The organism is Streptomyces sp. NPDC001599, assembly GCF_042893535.1.
Classification (GTDB): Bacteria; Actinomycetota; Actinomycetes; order Streptomycetales; family Streptomycetaceae; genus Streptomyces.
On the sequence record NZ_JBIAVA010000011.1, the window covers coordinates 108,890 to 128,435 of the forward strand.

The 19,546-nt window shown below is 75.1% G+C and carries 10 protein-coding genes and 1 pseudogene; all 11 read left to right on the forward strand.

All coding sequences use genetic code 11. The features are described from left to right. Positions 1–151 precede the first annotated feature (151 nt). The 11 genes and pseudogenes from ACFYZ3_RS26525 (at position 152) to fxsT (ACFYZ3_RS26575) (ending at position 19,525) form a co-directional block, all read left to right on the forward strand. Complete coding sequence (locus ACFYZ3_RS26525) at positions 152–1,174, forward strand: AAA family ATPase (RefSeq protein WP_388522463.1); 1,023 nt, start codon at positions 152–154, stop codon at positions 1,172–1,174. Between the two features lie 4 nt (positions 1,175–1,178). Beyond that, on the forward strand, positions 1,179–4,562 hold the full coding sequence (locus ACFYZ3_RS26530) for an SAV_2336 N-terminal domain-related protein (protein WP_388522466.1): 3,384 nt from the start codon (positions 1,179–1,181) through the stop codon (positions 4,560–4,562). Between the two features lie 88 nt (positions 4,563–4,650). Continuing rightward, positions 4,651–4,845 carry an FxSxx-COOH cyclophane-containing RiPP peptide gene (gene fxsA, locus ACFYZ3_RS26535; protein WP_388522469.1) on the forward strand — a complete coding sequence of 65 codons (195 nt, stop codon included), beginning with the start codon at positions 4,651–4,653 and terminating at the stop codon, positions 4,843–4,845. A 183-nt stretch (positions 4,846–5,028) separates the two neighbouring features. Then, positions 5,029–6,198: pseudogene (locus ACFYZ3_RS26540) on the forward strand (FxsB family cyclophane-forming radical SAM/SPASM peptide maturase); the annotation flags it as partial. 383 nt (positions 6,199–6,581) lie between these two features. Next, positions 6,582–8,204 carry an aKG-HExxH-type peptide beta-hydroxylase gene (locus ACFYZ3_RS26545; RefSeq protein WP_388522472.1) on the forward strand — a complete coding sequence of 541 codons (1,623 nt, stop codon included), beginning with the start codon at positions 6,582–6,584 and terminating at the stop codon, positions 8,202–8,204. A 128-nt stretch (positions 8,205–8,332) separates the two neighbouring features. Continuing rightward, positions 8,333–11,356, forward strand: a complete 3,024-nt coding sequence (fxsT, locus tag ACFYZ3_RS26550; RefSeq protein ID WP_388522475.1) for an FxSxx-COOH system tetratricopeptide repeat protein — start codon at positions 8,333–8,335, stop codon at positions 11,354–11,356. A gap of 131 nt (positions 11,357–11,487) precedes the next feature. Then, positions 11,488–11,913 carry a CU044_2847 family protein gene (locus ACFYZ3_RS26555; protein ID WP_388522796.1) on the forward strand — a complete coding sequence of 142 codons (426 nt, stop codon included), beginning with the start codon at positions 11,488–11,490 and terminating at the stop codon, positions 11,911–11,913. Then, on the forward strand, positions 11,910–12,851 hold the full coding sequence (locus ACFYZ3_RS26560) for an AAA family ATPase (protein WP_388522478.1): 942 nt from the start codon (positions 11,910–11,912) through the stop codon (positions 12,849–12,851). Before ACFYZ3_RS26555 ends, ACFYZ3_RS26560 begins: the two co-directional genes overlap by 4 nt. 5 nt (positions 12,852–12,856) lie before the next feature. After that, positions 12,857–14,764: a magnesium chelatase gene (locus tag ACFYZ3_RS26565; protein ID WP_388522481.1), complete on the forward strand. Its 1,908-nt coding sequence runs from the start codon at positions 12,857–12,859 to the stop codon at positions 14,762–14,764. Further along, entirely contained in the window at positions 14,757–16,079 is a 1,323-nt protein-coding gene (locus tag ACFYZ3_RS26570; RefSeq protein WP_361004259.1) for a CHAT domain-containing protein, read from the forward strand. The genes ACFYZ3_RS26565 and ACFYZ3_RS26570 overlap by 8 nt, the downstream gene beginning before the upstream one ends. Beyond that, a complete protein-coding gene (gene fxsT, locus ACFYZ3_RS26575) occupies positions 16,076–19,525 on the forward strand; it encodes an FxSxx-COOH system tetratricopeptide repeat protein (RefSeq protein ID WP_388522484.1) in 3,450 nt (1,149 codons plus the stop codon). The genes ACFYZ3_RS26570 and fxsT (ACFYZ3_RS26575) overlap by 4 nt, the downstream gene beginning before the upstream one ends. Positions 19,526–19,546: the final 21 nt, after the last annotated feature.

Consider the following 19,546-nt stretch of genomic DNA (forward strand, 5'->3'; position numbering starts at 1 on the left):
GCGTCGACCGCGCGCCCGGGAGTTTCAACTCCCCTTGACGAGGCACCCCTTGAGCGATGTGCCTCTTACCAGTCCCGTTCAGGATCGATACCGTGATGGACGCCCCACGACGACCGCGCCCCCCCGGACGAGTGACGACGAGGATTGGATCATGAGCGAATCCAGTGAGTGGCTCATCTACCGGGGCGCCGGCGAACCCCACGACGGCATCGACCGTCTTCCCGACCCGCCCCCGTGGCGGGACTTCACCAGCCGGGACGCGGCGGGTTCCGGCGACGGGTCCGAGGACCGCAGGCTCGGTGCCCACCGGCACCTGGCCGAACTGCACCGGCCGGGCGCCGAGGAACTCGAGATGATCAACGCCGCGCTGTACCTGCGCCGGCCGCTCCTCGTCACCGGCAGCCCCGGCGCGGGCAAGAGCACCCTGGCCCACTCGGTGGCGTACGAACTGGGCCTGGGAAACGTGCTGCGCTGGTCCATCGTCAGCCGCTCCGAACTCCAGGACGGCCTCTACCACTACGACGCCATCGCCCGCCTGCAGGACGTGCAGATCGCCGCACAGGCGGACACCGCCCCGGGGACCGGGACGCCGGGCGCGGTCGACGGCATCGGCGGCTACATCCGGCTCGGCCCCCTCGGCACCGCGCTGCTGCCCTCCGACAAGCCGCGCGTCCTGCTCATCGACGAGCTGGACAAGAGCGACATCGACCTGCCCAACGACCTCCTGAACGTACTGGAGGAGGGCGAGTTCGCCATCCCCGAGCTGGAACGCATCGCGGACCGGCTGCCGGACCGCACGGCCGAGGTGCTCACCGCGGACGGCGTGAAGGTGCCGGTGCGCGACGGCCGCGTGCGCTGCCGCGCCTTCCCGTTCGTCGTCCTCACCAGCAACGGCGAACGCGACTTCCCGGCCCCGCTGATGCGGCGCTGCATCCACCTGGAGCTCGGCCGCCCCGACCACAACCGGCTCGCCACCTTCGTACGGGCCCACCTGGGCGACGAGGCGGCACGCGCGGGCGACGACCTCGTCACCCGGTTCCTGGAGCGGTCCCGCAGCGAGCTGCTGGCCACGGACCAGTTGCTCAACGCGATATACCTCACCGACGCCGCCGCCACGCCCAGCCGCGACCGCCTGGCCGACCTGCTCATCCAGCGGCTCGATCGTCCGAGGTGACGCGATGCCCGACGAGACGGCGCGCCCCGGTCCCGGCCACGACGGCACCCCCGGCGACCCCGGCGGCGAGGGTTCCGGGGCAGGGCGCGCCGCCGTGCCCGCCGACGACCCGCTCGCCCGGCTCGTCCTGAGGCTGCGGGAGATCGGCCTGGATCCGGACGCCGAGCAGCTCTGCGACGCGCTCTGGCTGGCCCGGTGGACCCGCGCCGCCGACGCTGCGGACGCCGCGCCCGCCCCGAACGCCCGCGTGGCGCCCCCGGTGGTCCGGCCGCCCGCCGGACCCCTGGCACTGCCACCGGACCGGACCCGGCCGCCCGCACCCGAGCCGCCCGCCGCTCCGCCCGCCCGCCGCGTGGCCCTCTACCCGCTGCCCCCCGGCGACGCGTCCGGTGCGCACGGAGCCGGCCCGGCCCGCGCACTGCCGGTGGGTGTGCCGGCCGCGCCCGTGCTGCCCGCACCACTCGAACTCCAGCGAGCCCTGCGCCCCTTGCAGGGGTACCGGAGCCCCGCCACACCCCTGCGGTCCGAACTCGACGAGGTCGCGACCGCGGAGGTGAGCGCCCGGGCCGGCGGACTGATCCTGCCCGTCCGCCGGTACCTGTCCCGCCGGGACGCCCGGTTGCAACTGGTGCTGGACGCCTCCTCCTCGATGCGCGTGTGGGGCCGGCTGTTCGCCGAACTGGCTCAGGTCTTCAGCAGGTTGGGAGCCTTCTCGGACGTCCAGGTCAGCCATCTGCACCAGGGGCCGGACGGAGGTCCCGCCGTCAGCCGCAGCGCCGACCCGTACGGTGCGCCGCTGCACGCCGCCGACCGGCTCAGCGATCCGACCGGACGCCGGATCGTCGTCCTGGTCAGCGACTGCGCCGGCCCGCTGTGGCACGGCGGCCACGCCCACCGGCTGCTCCACCACCTGGCCCGGCAGGGCCCCGTCGTCGTGCTCCAGCCGCTGCCGCAGCGCATGTGGAACCGCACCCGGCTGCCCGTCACCTTCGGTGGCCTGTCGCGCGGCGACACCCTGGGCGGCGGCGCCGTGCTGCGGGTGCGCACGGCCTCCGGCGCCGCCGCCGAGGCCCGCCGGGGCGCGCTGGCCGTTCCCGTACTGCCCCCGGAGCCGGTGGCCCTCGGGTCGTGGGCACGGCTGCTGGCCGGTGCCGGTCCGGTGCCCGGCGCCGTGGGCTGGGTGCGTGCTGACCAGCCGGCCGCCGCGGCCGCCCGCCCGGACCGCCGCCGCACACCGCTGGAACGGGTCAGCCGGTTCAGCGCCGGTGCGTCTCCGGACGCCGCGCGCCTGGCCGTCTATCTCGCGGCGACCCCGCTCTGCCTCCCGGTGATGCAGCTGGTCCAGCGGACGATGCTGCCCGGGTCCGGCCCGTCCGAACTCGCCGAGGTCCTGGTCGGCGGCCTGGTCACCCGGGCCCGCGCGGACCACGGCGGCGACGGTTCCCAGTGGTACGACATCGACCCCGAGGTGCGCGAGGCCCTGCTGTCCCGGCTCGGGCGGGACGAGGCCATGCTGGTCCTCAAGCACTGCTCGGAGTACATCGAACAGCACTTCGGCAAGGGCGGCCCCAACTTCCCGGCGCTCGCGCTGGCCCAGCTCGGCGACGGCGGCCCCGGACGCCCGCACCCGCACCCCTCCGGCGCCGAACCCGGGTACCCGGGCGAGAACGGCGGCGACGCCGGGACCGCCCCGGTCCCGCAGCCCTTCGCGGAGGTCGCGGCCCGGATCCTGGAGCGGTTCATGCCGTTGCCCGAGCAGTTCGCGACGTACGACAGCCGCACCGGCCCGCAGGTCACCGCGGAGCGGCCCACGCACCGGGCGGTCGTCCGGGCGCGGGCCCTGCTCGCCCGGTTCGACGGCGAGGGCATGGTCCAGGACGTCATCGACGCCGTGCAGCTGCTGCGCGGCGCCACCGAGCAGGAACGGCCGGCCGGCGCCGACCCGGAGCTGTGGGGCGAGTACGCGCGCTGCACGCTGCGGCTGTGGGAGGTGCAGGGCGGTGCCGAGCTGCTGCGGGAGGCCACCCGGGCCGCCGAACGGGCCGCCGCGTCGCCGCACGCCCTGCGCGAACGCGCCGTCCTCGCACGCGTACTGCACGCCGCCGCCACCGACGCGCGACGGCGCGGAGACCGGTCCGGCGCGCTCGACCTGCTGCGCCGTGCCGACCGGGAGTACGCGGTCGCCTGCGCGGCACCCGGCCTGGACGAGGGGGAGGCGCTCCGGCTCACCCTGGAACGGGTCGCCTCCCTGGAGACCCAGTGGCGCCTGGGCGGCGACAGCGCCCTCCTGCAGAGTGCCGTCGGCATGCTGGAGGCGTTCGCCGACGCCTGGCCCGACCGCGGCGACCGCCCCGCCGAGTTGCTGCTGGCCCACGGCCGCACCCTGCTGCGCCTGTCGGAGGTGACGGCGGACCCGGTCCAGGTCCGGTCGTACGCGGAGCAGTCGGCGCGGTCGCTGCGCCGGGGACTGGAGTCCGGCCCGGCACAGGACACCAACGAGTCCGTCCGTGACCGGGTCCGGGTGCTCATCGACCTGGTCGACGCGCTGCTGTCGGCGGGCGGCCCGCTGGAGGAGGCCCAGGCCAGGACGGACGAGGCCCTCGGCCGGGTCCGCGAGCAGGGGCAGCGCGCGGCGTTGCTGGTCCGTGCCGGGCGGGTGGCCGTCGCGCGCTACGCCGAGTCGGGGGAGCCGCCCGAACTGCACGGGGCCGCCGACCGTTTCGCACAGGCGGCGCACTGGATGTCCCGGGACGCGCCCGCGCACGCGGACGTGCTCGCCGAGTGGGGGAGCGTACTGCTCAGGCTGGCCACGCTGGAGCCCGCCGACCGGAGCCGGGACCAGTTGTCCCGCGCGATCCGGGTGCTGCGGGACTGCCGGATGGAGACCCCGGCGGGCAGCCGGCGGGTCGCCCACCGGCTGCTGCTCCTCGGACAGGCGCTCATGCTCCGGTACCAGGCGCGCGGCGACCGGGTCGACCTCCGGGAGGCGGAGCATCTCTTCGGGCTCGCCGCGGCCGACGCGGAGGACCCGTTGCTGGCGGCGCGCTGCCGACTGGAGCTCGGGCAGGCCCAGTTCGAGGCGTTCCAGAGCCTGGGCCGCGCGGCCCGCCTGGACGTGGCGGTCGACGCCTTCCGGGCGGCCGCCGAGTCGGCCCGCCGGGCCGAGGAGGAGGCCGAAACCGAGCGTCGGCGCCAAGAAGCCGTGGAGCTCGCCGCACAGGCGCACCACTGGCGGGGTATGTCCTTCGAGGCGGCCGTGCGGCCCCGCGCGGCCCGGGAGGCCTACGCGGCGGCGCGGGCGCAGTGGGACCGGTTGCCGGACGACCGGCTGGCCTCGGGGGAACCGACCGCACGGCAGACGGCGCAGCGGCTCGCCGACCTGGAGTGAGGGCGCTCGCCGGGAGGCCGGACGCGGGAGGCCGGAGGCCTGGTCCGAAGGGACGGCGGAGCAGCGGAGCGGAGGAGAGGAACGGGGCATGGACATACAGGACGAGGCCGGGGCGGAGCAGGCGCCCGCGGGCGCCGGGGAGCCACTGCCGGACCTGCTGGAACTGGACCTCGCACAGCTGGGCACCATCGAACACCCGGTGCTGCGCGAGGTACTGGGGGAACTGAGGGCGCGGGCCGCGGAGCCGAGCGAGATGCTGTGGGGCTTCGACAACTCCTTCTGACCGGCGGCCGCGGTCGTCCGGGCGCATCAAGACACGTGAATAGGACAACTTTCACGGCGCCGAGTTTCGGGCACCTGCCCCGCCGGGAATGCGGCTTCGTGCGGCACGGTGCCGTGGCGCGGACTCGCGGCGACGCCGGCGGACCGTTACGGCATGGGGGGTGCTGGAGTGTCGGAAGAAGCCATGACCGGTCCCGCTCCGGGCATACCCGGTCGGCGGACCGGTCCCGAATCACCCTTTCCCTTCCGGCAGTTCATAGTCAAGATGCACGGCCGGTGCAACCTCGCGTGCACCTACTGCTACCTCTACGAAGGCCCCGACAGCAGTTGGCGCGACCGTCCCGCCGCCGCCTCCGCCGCCGTCCTGGACCGCACCGCCACCCGTATCGCCGAGCACGCCGACCGGCACGCGCTGCGTGACCTCGCCCTGGTCCTGCACGGGGGCGAACCGCTGCTCGCGGGGGCCGGCCCGCTCGCCGAGTTCACCGGGCGGGTGCGGGAGCTCGTCCCGCGAGGGTGTCAGGTCCACGCCACCGTGCAGACCAACGCCACCCTGCTCACCGAGGAACGCCTCGCCGTCCTGGCCGACGCCGGCATCCGCGTCGGCATCAGCCTCGACGGAGGCACCGCCGCCCACAACCGACGGCGGGTGGACCACGCGGGCCGCCCGTCCTGGCCCGCCGCGGCACGCGGGGCACGCCTCGTCGCCGAGCGCTTCCCAGCGTCGTACGCCGGGCTCCTGACCGTTGTCGACCCGACGCTGGACCCGGTCGAGACGTACGAGTCGCTGCTCGGCCTGCGCCCGCCCGCGCTGGACCTGCTGCTGCCGCACGGCAACTGGTCCGCACCGCCGCCGGGCCGGACCGGCGTCCGGTACGGCGACTGGTTGTGCGCCGTCTTCGACCGCTGGTGGGCCGCCGGGCGGCGGGAGGTCCGGGTACGGCTCTTCGAGGAGTGCGTGGCGCTCCTGCTGGGCCTGCCCGCGGCCACCGAGGCGCTGGGGCTCACGCCGTTCGACGCGGTCGTGGTGGAGACCGACGGGTCGATCGAGCAGGTCGACTCCCTCAAGTCGGCGTACCCCGGCGCCGCGCGCACCGGCCTCGACGTGTTCCGCCACACCTTCGACGACGCGCTGCGGCATCCGGGCGTGGCCGCCCGGCAGGCCGGCACCGCGTCGCTCGCGGGACAGTGCCGGGCCTGCCCCCTGCTGCGGGTCTGCGGGGGCGGGCACTACGCGCACCGCTACCGCGCCGGGCACGGCTTCCGCAACCCGTCCGTGTACTGCGCGGACCTCCAGCGCTTCATCCGCCACGTGTCCTCGAGGCTCACCGCCGCCACGGGTGCACCGACTCCGGGCGGCCTGGTGACGACCGGCCTGCCGGAGAGCGGTGCGGCCGCGACCGGTCTGCCGGAGAGCCGTCCGTCGGCGACCGGTCTGCCCGCGAGCCGTTCGGCCGCGACCGGTCTGCCCGTGACTGGCCCGTCTGTGAACGGCCCGTCCACGACGGTCCCGGCATCGGCTGGTCCGTCGACCGCCGGCCCAGCACCGGCCGGTCCCTCCGCCGTCGGCCCGGCGCCGGTCGGACCGGCCGCGACCGCGCCGGCGCCCGCTGGGGCGGCTTCGGCTGGTTCGGGCGCCCCGGCCGGTCCCGCCCCCGTGGGGGTGGCCTCGGCGTGGCCGGGCGTCAGTGGTTCGGCTGTTGCCGGGACGGGCCCGGCCGGAGGGGAGGCTTCGTGATGTTTCCAGTCGTTCCCGAGCGGGCCCTTCTCGAACTCGCCCGGACCGAGGGAGGATCCGACACCCTGACGCTCCTCGTGCGGGACCAGGACACGCGGCGGCTGCTCCTGCTGCGTGCGGTGCTCGACGCGGCCGAGGCCGCGGAGCGGTCCGTCTGCACCGCCGCGCAGAAGGCGAGGCTGCGCGCGGACTGGGCGCTGCTGACCGAGGCGGACCGGCACCCGGCGCCGGCTGCGCCGACCTCGGAGCATCGGCCCGGCCGCGCGGCAACACGCAGCGACCGCGACGCCCCGCCCGGTACGTGGGGTACCCGTGCCGCCGACGCCCCGCCCGGTACTTTCCGTCCCCCTGCCGTCGGCGAAGCCCCGACCGGCGTGTGGCGTAGCCGGGCGGGAGCCGGTGCGGCCCCCTCCGGTGCCGACGCGCGGTTCGCGAACCCGGCACGTGCCCGGCTGTTCCATCCCCTCACCGGTCCCTGGGCACGCTCCTGTCTGCGTGGCCTCGACGCCGCCCCGGGGCCGGCGGGCGGCGAGCGGGAGCGGCGGCTGCGGCGCGACCTCGCGCACTTCAGCGCGATCGCCGCGGTGGTCGCCGCCGGTGCCGGCATCCCGTTCAGCACCCGGCTCACCGCCCGCGCCGGAGTCCTCGCCCTCCCCTCGCTCGGCGCCCTGCACACGGCCCGGTCCGGTGACGTACCCGTCGACGTCACCTGCACCGAAGGCCGACTGGTCCTGCGCCAGGCCGACGCCCCCGACGTGACCGTCCACCTGGAGAGCGGCATCGGCGCCTGGTCCGGCGCCCTCGCCTGGACGCCCGCCCACGCCCTCCCCGGCCTCACCCCGACGGCACCGCCCCTGCCGCTCGACGACCTCGACCCGTACCGCGAACTGCCCGACGGCCCCAGCCACGGCAACCTGCGCACACCGCTCGCCCTCGACGACGCGGAACGCAAGCGATGGCTCCAGGCCTGGTCCGGCACGGCCCTCGCCCTGCGCGCAGGCGGCGCCCAACGCCTCGCCGAAGCGGGCGCGCTGCTGCGCTGCCTCGTCCCGCTGGAGACGCCGCCCGACGTCGGCACCGGCCGCGGCAGTTGCAGCGCCACCCGCCGCGAGGCGTTCGGCGCCCTGCTCAGCAGCACCCCGCCCGACCCCGTGACCCTCGCCGCCACCCTCGTCCACGAACTGCAGCACGCGAAGCTGGCCGCCCTCAGCGACCTGGTGATCCTGCACCGAGCAGGTCCCGAGGCGCGGTACTTCGCCCCCTGGCGCGCCGATCCCCGGCCCTACGACGGGTTGCTCCAGGGCACGTACTCGCACCTCGCGCTGGCCGCGTTCCACCAGCGCCGAGCGCTCGTCGGCGGGCTGCCGGACCGGGACTGGGCGTGGGCCCAGCACGCGCGCTACCGCGCCCAGGTCGCAGCCGCCCTGCCCGCCCTCGTCGGCTCGCCCGACCTCACCGTGCGGGGACGCCGGTTCGTCGACGAAATGGCCGCCACCCACGAACGGATGGCGGAACACCCCGCGCCCAGGGGCCACGTCGCACGCGCACAGGCGTACGTGGCCTCCGCGCGCACCCTGTGGACCCGGCGTCACGCCTCCACGCTCCCGCCCTCTAACGGATGAATGCCCACGCACGGCGACCGGGTACGGAAAGATCGTCCGTACAGGGGGTGTTGCCGTCGGTCGGCGGACTTACGCGCGACGCTCCGGGGTCCTAGGATTTTGCGGTACTACGTGCTGGAGGCCACTGCATGTCTGGAGCTCGCAAGCCGGTCGAGACGGCCGAGAGGGGGACCGCCAGGCAGACGGTCACGATCCACTTCGCAGGCTTCAACCGCGCCTGGGCGGCCTGGATCGGGGACCGGCTGGAGCGGCGTGGCGTACGAGTGGTGCCGCTGCGCTGGGACTCCCCGGCCGATGTCCCGCTGGTGGAGCTGCTGCGCGACCTGACGCTCGCCGAGGGCCGGGTCCTCATCGTCGTCAGCGAGTGGTACTTCCAGCTCGGACCGCGCACCCACGAGGAGTGGAACGCGGCCCTGCGCGAGATCGTCGCCCCAGACCCGTCCCGGTTCGCCGCCGTGTCGGTCACCACGGCGGCGGTCCCGGCCGCCGCAGCCGTACTGGCACCGGTCGCCCTGACCAACATGGGCGCCGAGGAGGCGGAACGCCGCCTGCTGGACCGGCTCGACCTGCCGCCCGAGGGGCTCGCCGAGACCCCGGCGGAGTCACGGCGCGGGCCGCGGTTCCCGGCGGCGATGCCGGACGTGTGGGGCGTGGTGCCGCGGCGCAACACCCGCTTCACCGGCCGCGAGCCGCTGTTCAACGAGGCCTACCACCTCCTCCAGAGCGCCGAGCCCGGCGCCGGCGTGCTGACCCTGCACGGCATGTCCGGAGTGGGCAAGACCCAGTTCGCCGCCGAGTACGCGCACCGTTTCGGGTCCGAGTACGACGTGGTCTGGTGGGTGAACGCGGAGAAGCGCGTCACCTACCGGCGGCAACTGGCCGAGCTCGCCCCGAAACTGAACCTGCGGACCGGTCAGGAGTACGGCGAGCGGCTGCGCGCCGTACGCGACGCGCTCCGTCGCGGGGAGCCCTACTCGAGGTGGTTGCTGGTCCTCGACGGGGCGGACGAGCCGGACCAGATCTGGGACCTGCTGCCGACCGGCCCCGGACACGTCATCGTCACCTCGCGCAACCCCGAGTGGAGCGAGCACAACAGCAAACTCCTCGAGGTCCGGGTCTATCCCCGCGACGAGTCGGTCGCGTTCATCCGCCGCCGCGCCCCCCGCCTGTCGGAGGCGGACGCCGATCAACTGGCCGACGCGCTGGGCGACCTGCCGCTGCTGCTCGACCAGACGGCGGGCTGGCTGAACGACTCCGACCTGTCGGTCGACGAGTACATCGCCCTGCTGGAGGGCGGCATCGACAGCGACGTGGTCAAGGTGTCGGCGGACTTCCCGCTGGCCTTCCAGACCGCCTGGTCGATACTGCTGAACAAACTCCGCGAGACCGTCCCGGAGTCCGTCGACCTCCTGCGCCTGTGCACCTTCTTCGCACCGGGTTTCATCCCCGTACGCCTGCTGAAGGAGATGCCCGTCGACGAGCTGCCCGAGCAGCTCGCCGGACTGCTCAACGACCCGCTGCTGTGGAACAAGGCGATCAACCAGCTGCGCACCTACTCGGTGGTCCGGCTGGAGTCCCACGAGGCGTCCCTCGACGAACCGGTGTCCGCCGGAGAATCGCTCTACCTGCACCGCATGGTCCACCAGATCGTGCACAAGGACATGCCGGACGCCGACCGGAGCGAGTTCATCGACGTCGTACGGCGGGCCCTCGCCGCGGCCGATCCGGGCCGGCCGACCGAGACCCGGCTGTGGCCCGGCTACGCGGAGATCGTGCCGCACCTGAAGTACGCGGACGTCCTCAAGAGCAAGGACCCGAAGGTCCAGCGCATGGTCCTGAACTGCCTGCGCTACATGTACTTCTCCGGCGAGTACCGGGCCGGCATCAAACTCGGCGAGCGGGCCCTCACCGCCTGGCGCCGCCTCCTCGGTCCGACCCACGCGCGGATCTGGGAGCTGACCCACCACTACACCAACCTGCTGCGCGCCATGGGCGACTACGCCCGCACCGAGGCCCTCAGCCGCGACGCGGTCGAGCACCTCAGGGAGGAACGCGGACCGCAGGACCTCGACCACCTGCGCGCCGCCGCGGGCCTGGGCGGCGACCTGCGCGGCCTCGCCCGCTACGACGAGGCCCTGGAACTCTCCCAATGGGTCCTGGTGGCCTACCGCGAACTCCTCGGCGACCAGGACTCCAGGACCCTGAGCGCGCAGAACAATGTGGGCGTCTCCCTGCGCCATCTCGGCCGCTACGAGGAGGCGCTGGAGACCGACCGGAGCACCATGGAGGCGCGCCGCCAACTGCTGCGCGCCCGCCATCCGTGGGCGCTCAGCTCCGAGATCTCGTACGCCACCGACCTCCGCCTGCTGGGCCGCTACGCCGACGCCGAGTCCCTCCAGGCGAAGAACGTGCGCGAGAACCGCATCGTGATGGGCCCGGACAACCCGCAGACCCTCAAGGCCGAGTACAACCTGGCGCTGTGCAGGTACCGCCTCGGCGAGCGGGCACCTCGCGGCGAGGAGCCGGGAACGATGCTGAGCAGTGTTCTGGAGCGCGGAGAACGGGTACTGGGCGAGACCCATCCGCACACGCTGATCTTCGCGACCGGCCAGAGCTGCTACGCCCGCGAACACGGCGACATCGACCAGGCTCGCGAGCTCAGCGAGGCGGTCGTCGCCCGCTACGAGATGATGCTTCCCGCGGGACACCCGTTCATCGCCGGGTCCCGCGCCAACCAGGCACTGATCCTGCGCAACGTCGGTGAACGCGAGCACGGCCACGTCCTCGTCGAACAGGCGCTGGCCGAGATGACGCAGGCCGTCGGCGAGAGCCACCCCTGGACCGTCGGCTGCGCCCTGAACGCCTCCGCGCTGCGGAATCTGGTGGGCGACACCGAGGGGGCCGCCGAACTCAGCCGGGACACGGCGGCGAGGGCCATCGAGTCACTCGGGCGGACGCACCCGCTCACGCTGTCGACCCGTATCGCGTATGCGGCGGACCTGCGCGGCCTGCGGGACCGCCGGCAGGCGGAGAAGGTCGAGCAGGAGGCACTGTCCGACCTCGACGCGACACTGGGCAGCAAACACACGCACACCGTCTCCGCCCGTTCCCGCAACCGTCCGTACTGGGACTTCGAGCCCCAGACCCCCTGACATCGCGAAGGACGAGACCGGTCGGTCACGTTCGTTGTCCCGGGGCGCATAACCCCCCGCGCCCCGGGGAAGAACACGGGTCCACTCAACACACCTGTAACACACACGAGTTGGGCCAGGGGGAGCGTGTGGTGATCTTATTGGGACCCGTGCCGGAAGGCGCGGACGGGCCCATACCGGTCGAGGTCGACGCGCACTTCGCCCCGTTCGCCGCCGACGGGCTCGACCTCGTCTTCGGCGACGAGGAGACCCGGGACGGCGCCGGACAGCGGGTCGTGCGGGTGGCCCGGGATGTCTACACCGACGGGCTGGACCTCGCCCGCAGGTGCGCCGCCCAGGCCGTACGGCGCTTCGGTGAGCTGGAGGAGGGGCTGCGGCCGGACGAGATCGAGATGCAGCTCGCCATCAAGATCGACGCCGGGGTGGCCACCCTGGTCAAGAGCGGGGCCGAGGCCCAGCTCCAGATCACGCTCCGCTGGCAGACCGCTCCCGCTCCCGCCCCCGCCCCCGCTCCCGACGGTCACGGGACCGGCCCGGCGGACGGGGCCGGTTCGTGAGCGGGGCGGTGCCGGGTCCGCGCATCCTGCCGTACTCCCGTGTCGTCGCCCAGGACGAGCTCAAGCTGGCGCTGGAGCTCCACCACGTCGTCCCCCGCATCGGCGGCGTCCTGATGGCCGGACCGCGCGGCACCGCCAAGTCGACCCTCGTGCGGGCCTTCGCGCTGATGGCCCACGGCGAGCTGCCGGTCACCCTGCCCATCAACGCCACCGACGACCGCGTCGTCGGCGGCTGGGACCTGGACGCGCTCATCCGGGGCGAGCCCCGGCCGCAGCCCGGGCTGCTGGAGGACGCGGCGGACAAGGGACTGCTCTACGTCGACGAGGTCAACCTCCTCGACGACCACCTCGTGGACATCATCCTGGACGTCGCCGCCACCGGCGTCCTGTCCGTGCAGCGCGAGGGACTGGACACCGCCAAGTACCTGTCGTTCGGGCTGGTCGGCACCATGAACCCCGAAGAGGGCGGACTGCGGCCCCAACTGCTCGACCGCTTCGGACTGATGGTCACGGCCGACACACTGGACGCGACGGCGCGACACCGGCTGCTGCGCACCGTGCTCGACTTCGAACTGGAGCTGGAACGCGAGGACTCCGCGTGGCTCTCCGCCGCCCGGCGGGACGACGAGCGCACCCGGGACCGGCTGGCGGCCGCCCGGCGCCGGGTCCGTGACGTCGACGTCCCCGACCACGTCCTGGAGCTGTGCGCACGGGCCGCGGAACGGACCGGGGCGGTGGGCCAGCGGGGGGAGATCGTGGCCGTGCTGGCGGCCCGGGCGCTGGCCGCCCTGGAGGACGCGGACCGGGTGACCCCCGGGCACCTGCGGCGGGTGCTGCCGATGGCCCTGCGGCACCGGCGGCCGGAAGCGGTGCACGGCGACACCTTCGACTGGGAGGCGGACGACGAGGCCCGTCTCCAGGACCTCTTCGAGGTCTGACCGGGATGGCGGCCGCCCCGTACGACGATCCCGCGCACCGGCTCGGCCCCGCACTGGTCTGCGCGGCGGCCGACCCCGCCCTGTCCGGGGTCCTGCTCCTCGACCTGGACCCCCGGCTCGTCGAGCCGGTCACCCGGCTGTTCGGCGCCGTCCTCGCCGGGGCCGCCGAACCGGCGCGCCCGCCGCTCGTGCTCGGCGCCGCGGACCGGGACGAGGACCTGTGGACCCGCACCAGGATCCGCGGCGGCGGGCACGGCATCACCGTGCGCACCGAGTCCGGCCCCCTGATCGAGGGGGACGACGCCGACGGCGCGCCGCCGCTGGTCGTGGTGCCCGACCTCGCGCGGCTGAGCGTCGCCGGGATGCGCGCCGCGGTGCAGCTGCTCGGCGCCGACGTCGTGACCGTCGAACGCGGTGGACCGCGCCGGACGGTCCGGCCCCGGGCCCGCTGGCTGGCCGTCTGCCGCAGCGCCGACGTGGGACGGGTCAGCCGGCACCTGCTGGACCGGTTCGCGGTACGGCTGTCGGCGGCGGGGCTGCGGCTGCCCGGTACGGGCGAGGCCCTCGCGGAACCGGAACCGGAGGCGGAGACGGGAGCGGGCGAGGGGGAGGCACGGGAGGCACTGTTTGCGGGGCTCCCGGCCGGCTGGCGTTCGGCGGCCGAAGGAGGCATCCGGCCCGTGCCCGTCGGCGACGCCGCGATCGGCCGGGCGCGGGAGCTGCTCGGGCCCGACGCCGGGGTCCGCCGGGAGCTGGCCCTTCTGCGGCTCGCCCGCACTCTGGCGGCGCTGGAGGGCCGCCCGTCGGCCTCGGCCGACGACAGCGACGCCGCGGCCCGGCTCATCGGCGTGGCCGTGCCCCAGAGCGTGCCGGACCGCCCGGAGAACGACCCGGAATCGCCCGGTCCGGGGCCGGAACCGGCGGGCCCGCCCGGCACCCTCCCGGAACGGCGCGCTGCCGGCGGGGACGGACGGCTCCGGGCGCGCGACGGCGACCGGGGGCTGCTGGACACCGGGCCCGCCGAGGGAATCGGCACCGCACCCGGCGCCGCGCCCTCCCCGGCCGCGGGGAACCCCTACCCGGAGGACGAGCCGGCCGCGGCGCGGGACACCGTGCCGCTGAGCGGGCCCAGGCGGCGCACCACCGGGCCGGTCTCCACCCGGGGCACCGTGATCGGCACCCGCCGCGCCACGGACCTGCGGGACATCGCCCACGTCCGCACGGTGCGCGAGGCCGCCGTGCACCAACGGGCCCGGGGCACCGAACGGTTCACCGTCTCGCCCGTCGACCTGCACAGCTACGTGCGCGCCGCCGCGCCCGAGCGGGTCCTGGTACTGCTCCTGGACCACACCTGCCGGGGCGGGACCGGGGACGGGAACTGGCCGGAGGCCCTCGCCCCCTTCCTGCAGTGGGCGTACACGAGCCGGGCCACGGTCCAGGTGATCGAGGTCGGCGCGGCGGACGCGGCCGACGAGCTGCGCGCGGGGTCCTTCACGGCCCGCAGTGTCCTGGACCCCCGGGTGCCGGGCGCGCTGTACCGGCGGGCAGGCCGGGCGACGCCGCTCGCCCACGGAGTCGAACTCGCGGCGCACTCGCTGCGCCGGCTGCTGCGCCGCCACGGCACCGGGCCGGCGCAAGCGTGGCTGGTGGTCGTGACCGACGGCCGCGGCAACGTCCCGCTGCGGGTCAGCCACACCGGACGGCTCGCCGGCGCGGTGGCCGCCGCAGGGGTCGAGGACGCGGTGGAGGCCGCGGCCCGGATCGGTGCCATGGACCGGACGCGGCTGCACGTGGCGGTCGTCGACCCGGGCCGGGAACCGTACGGCGACCTGCCGTACGTCCTCGCCGACCGGCTCGGGGCGATCGTCGTCGACGGGCGCCAAGGGCCCGGGGCGGAGGCCGCCGGTGAGTGATCCGCGCCGTGGGACCCGCAGGCTCCCGGGCAACGGCACCGCAGGACTGCGGGCTGCCCTGCCGGGACTGAAGGCCGTGGCCCGCCGCCCCGCCACTTCGGTGCTGAACCTGCGCCGCGCCCCGGAGCCGCCCGCCGGACTCGGCGGAACCGACGCACGGCCCGGCGCACGCCTGGAGGACGGCTTCGCCGTGCTGCGCGTCCTGCGCGCCGACGGGGCCGACGGACTGCCGGGCTACCGGCTGCAGGGCTGGTGCGGCGACCTGTCGGTGAACTGCGCGGCGGGACCCACCCGCCGACCCGCTCCCGCCGTCAGCCTCGCCCGGCTGCGGCAGGACGGCGACGGGCACTACCCCTCGGAGGTGCTGCGGGGCATCCGCCTGTGGTCGGACAACCAGTACGAACTCGCCGGCTGGATCAACCGGATCCGCGCCCGGCACGGCGACGGCCTGCACCTGGTCGTGTGGGACGACACCGGATACGACCTGCCCTGGGAGCTGCTCCTGCTGCCCGGGGACGCGGCGGCCGGTCTGGCGGGCGGCCCGCTGGGGGCGCTGATCGCCGTCGCCCGCTGGACCACCGTGCGTGATCTGAGCCAGGGAGGCCTGCCCGCCGAGACCGGGGACTGCCACGGCCGCGTGCTCGGCTACCTCCACCGGGACATGGCGGACGACGGCCGCCTCTTCACGTCGTACGCGCACCGGCTGCACCGGCTCATGACGCCCTTCCTCAGCGACCTCGACACCCAGGACGACCGCACCGGACTGGTCTACCTGGGCTGTCACGGCACCTACGGTGAGGCCGTGCCGCGCCTCACGCTCGGCGACCGCACCTGGGCCGAGCTGAACGGCGAGCCGATGTCGGTGCTGCGGCGGGACGGCTCGCTGGTCTGCCTCAACGCCTGCGACTCCGGCCGGTTCGTCGACAACCGGGCCCAGGGGGAGGAGGCGCTGCGCGGGTTCGCGGAGCTGTTCCTGCGCAAGGGCGCGGGCGGCTGCATCGTCAGCTCCGGGAAGGTCGGTGACCTGGAGGCCCGGGCGATGGCGCGGCGCCTGGTGCGCGAGGTGGCCGAGCACCCCCGCCGCCCGGTGGTGCGGACGCTGCGGGACTTCCGGGTGCGGGCACTGGAGGAGTTCGGGTCCCTGGCGGAGCTGCCCCGGGTCCGCAACGATGACGGACAGGTCGACGTCGTGGGCCAGAAACGGGTGCTGCGGCTCCTGTACGCGTTCATGTTCCACTACTACGGGCATCCGAGGACGGCGCTGCGGCTGACCGCGGTGGACGCGCTCGGCACCGAGGGGGGAGGCGGCCGGTGAGCGCCGCCGGACGGCCGTCCGGGCAACCGCTGCTGATCGAGCCCGTCGTCGCGTGGCCCCGGCAGGCGGAGGCGGGGGGCGACTACCTCGTCACTGTCGATCTGCGCGGCCCCCTCCCCGCCCCGGACGGCACACCCGCCCAGTGGCCCTACCCCGAGGAGGAGTTCACCTTCACCGTCACCCTGGACGGCGCCCCGCACCTCGACTGCTCCGCCCTCGGCGAACCGAACGTCGTCCTGCACCGCTTCGGCAGCACCTACGGTCCCGCGCGGTTCCGGGTCTCCGCGGGCACGGACCTCGGCCCCGCCTCGCTGTGGCTGACCGTCAGCAACCAGTGGGGCGTGCCGGTCCGCAAGGCGGAACTGCGCTGCGAGATCCACGCGGCCACCGCCGCCGCGGCGGTACGCGTTCCGGGCGGGCCCACGCCGCCGCACATCCCGCGGCCGGCCCTGCCGCACCAGCCCCCGGTCCCCGTGCGACCCGACCCGGACCGGCAGACGGTCACGATCAGTTTCGCCGGTCTCGACCGGGCCTGGGCGGCCTGGATCGGGGACCGGCTGGAGCGGCGCGGTGTGCGGGTGGCGCCGCTGCGCCGGGGCGCCGGGGCCGACGTCCCCCCGGCGGCCCTGCTGCGCGACCTGACCCTCGCGCCCGGGCGGGCCCTGCTCGTCCTGAACGCCCCCTACTTCGGCGACGGCACGCACGCGCACCAGGAGTGGAACGCGGCCCTGCGCGAGGTCGTCGCCCCCGACCGGGCCCGGTTCGCGGCCGTGTCGGTCACCGGGGCCACGCTTCCCTCGGAGGTCTCCCTGCTGGCGCCCGCCGCACTGCACGGCCTGCGGGCCGAGGAGGCCGAGCGGCGCCTGCTGGAGCGGCTCGGCCTGCCGTCCGGGCCGGTGACAGGGGACGCGGCCGGGGCCGGGACCGGGCCGCGGTTTCCGGCGGACGCGCCGGGCGTCTGGGGCGCCGTACCGCGTCGCAACACCCGGTTCACCGGCCGTGATGCCCTGCTGGACGAGGTCCACGACCTGCTGAGCGGTGCGGGGCCGGGCACGGCGAGGCTGACGCTGCACGGCATGTCCGGGGTGGGCAAGACGCAGCTCGCCGCCGAGTACGCGCACCGGCTCGCCCCCGAGTACGACGTGGTGTGGTGGGTCAACGCGCAGGACCGGGCCGACTGCCGCCGCCAGTTGGCCGAACTCGCCCCCAGACTGGGCCTGCGGACCGGCCAGGAGTACGGGGAACGGCTGCGCGCGGTGCGGGACGCGCTGCGCCGCGGCGAGCCGTACTCGCGGTGGCTGCTGGTCCTGGACGGTGCCGACGAGCCCGAGGAGATCGAGAACCTGGTGCCGACGGGCCCGGGACACGTCCTCGTCACCTCGCGGAACCCCGAGTGGGGCCGCTACGGCAGCGGGCTGCTGGAAGTGCCGGTGTACACGCGTGACGAGTCGATCGCCTTCATCCGCCGCCGCGCGCCCGGTCCGACACCGGCCGAGGCCGACCGGCTCGCCGAGGCCCTGGGCGACCTGCCGCTGCTGCTCGCCCAGACGGTGGGCTGGCTGAACGACTCGGACCGTTCGGTGGACGAGTACCTGGCCCTGCTGGCGGACGGCCACGGTACCGAGGGCGAGGCGCGCAACGCGGCGGAGGACTTCCCGCCGGCCTTCCGGACGGCCTGGTCGATCCTGCTGGCCGAACTGCGCCAGACCGCACCGGAGTCCGTCGTCCTGCTCCGGCTGTGCACCTTCTTCGCCCCGGGCCTCGTCCCCGTCCACCTGCTGCGGAGCATGCCGCACGACGGGCTGCCCGACTCCGTGGCCTCACTGCTGAGCGACCCCCGGCGCTGGGACCGGGCCCTCGGCCACCTGCGCAGGCACTCCCTCGTCCGGGTGGAACCGGACCCGGCGGAACCGGGGCGCGAGCACCTGTACGTGCACCGGGTCGTCCACCAGATGGCGCACAAGGCCATGCCGGACGAGGTTCGGCGCGAACTCGTCGACGTCGTACGGCGGGCGCTGGCCGCGGCCGGCCGCGGCCGGCCGTCGGCCCCCGAACAGTGGCCCAGGTACGCCGGGATAGTGCCGCACCTCAAGTACGCCGACGTCCTCGCGACCACCGACGAGGCCGTGCAGACACTGGTCCTCGACTGCCTGCGCTACCTGTACCTGTCGGGCGAGTACGGAGCGGGCGTCCGGCTCGGCGGCCACGCCACCCGGATCTGGCGTTCGCTCCTCGGCGACCAGCACCCCCTCGTCTGGGAACTGACCTACCACTACGCCAACCTGCTGCGCGCGGCCGGCGACTTCCACCGCACGATGGAGATCGAGCGGGCGGCCGTCCGGCACCTGAGTGAGCAGCGGGGGGAACGCGACCCCGACCTGCTGCGGGCCCTGGGCGGACTCGCCGCGGACCTGCGCGGCCTCGGGCACTACGCGGAGGCACTGGAGATCTCGCGACGGGTGCACGGCACGTACCGCGAACTCCTCGGCGACCAGGACACCCGCACCCTGAACGCACGGAACAACGTGGCGGTCTCGCTGCGGCTGCTCGGCCGCTACGAGGACGCCCTGAGCGTCGACCTGCCCACCCTCCGGGAACGCCGCAGGCTGCTCGGGGACCGGCACCCGTGGACGCTGGGTTCGGACACCACGTGCGCCGTCGACCTCCGGCTGCTCGGCCGCCACGAGGAGGCCCTGTCGAGGCAGGACGCCAACTGGCGGCTGGTGCGCGAGACACTGGGCGCCCACAACCGGCAGACCCTTCTCGCCGCGCACAACCTCGCCCTGTGCCGCTACGCCGTGGGCGACATGGACGCGGCGGCACACCACGTCGGTGTGGCACTGGAGCTGGGGGAGCGGGTGCTCGGCGACAGCGACCCGCTGGTGCTGATGCTCCTCGCCGGCCGGAGCTGCCTAGCCCGGGAGCTCGGCGACCTCGACCTGGCCCGTGCGCTGAGCGAGCGCGTCGTCGCCCGCTACGAGGAGACGCTCACCGCGGGACACCCCTACGCCGCGGGGGCCCGCGCCAATCACGCCCTGCTGCTGCACCGGGCGGGCGAGCACGACCGCGCACCGGCCCTCGCCGACGCCGCGCTGGCCGACATGGACGCCGCCGTGGGGCACGACCACCCCTGGACGCTGGGCTGCGCGCTCAACGCGGCGATCCTGCACGGGGACGCCGGAGACGCGGACCGTGCCCTCGCCCTGAGCCGGAACACGGCAGGCACGGCGGCGGGCGTCCTCGGCCCCACCCATCCGTTCACGCTCTTCGCGGGGGTGGCCCTCGCGGCCGAACTGCGCGTGCGGGGGAGGCTCGGGCAGGCCGACGCGGTGCAGAGCCAGGCCCTGGAGGGACTGGTCGCCGCCCTCGGCCCGCAGCATCCGCACACCCTGTCGGCCCGTGCCCGGCGCGCTCCGTTCTGGGACTTCGAACCCCAGCGCACCTGACCGGGCACCCGCGTGCGCCGG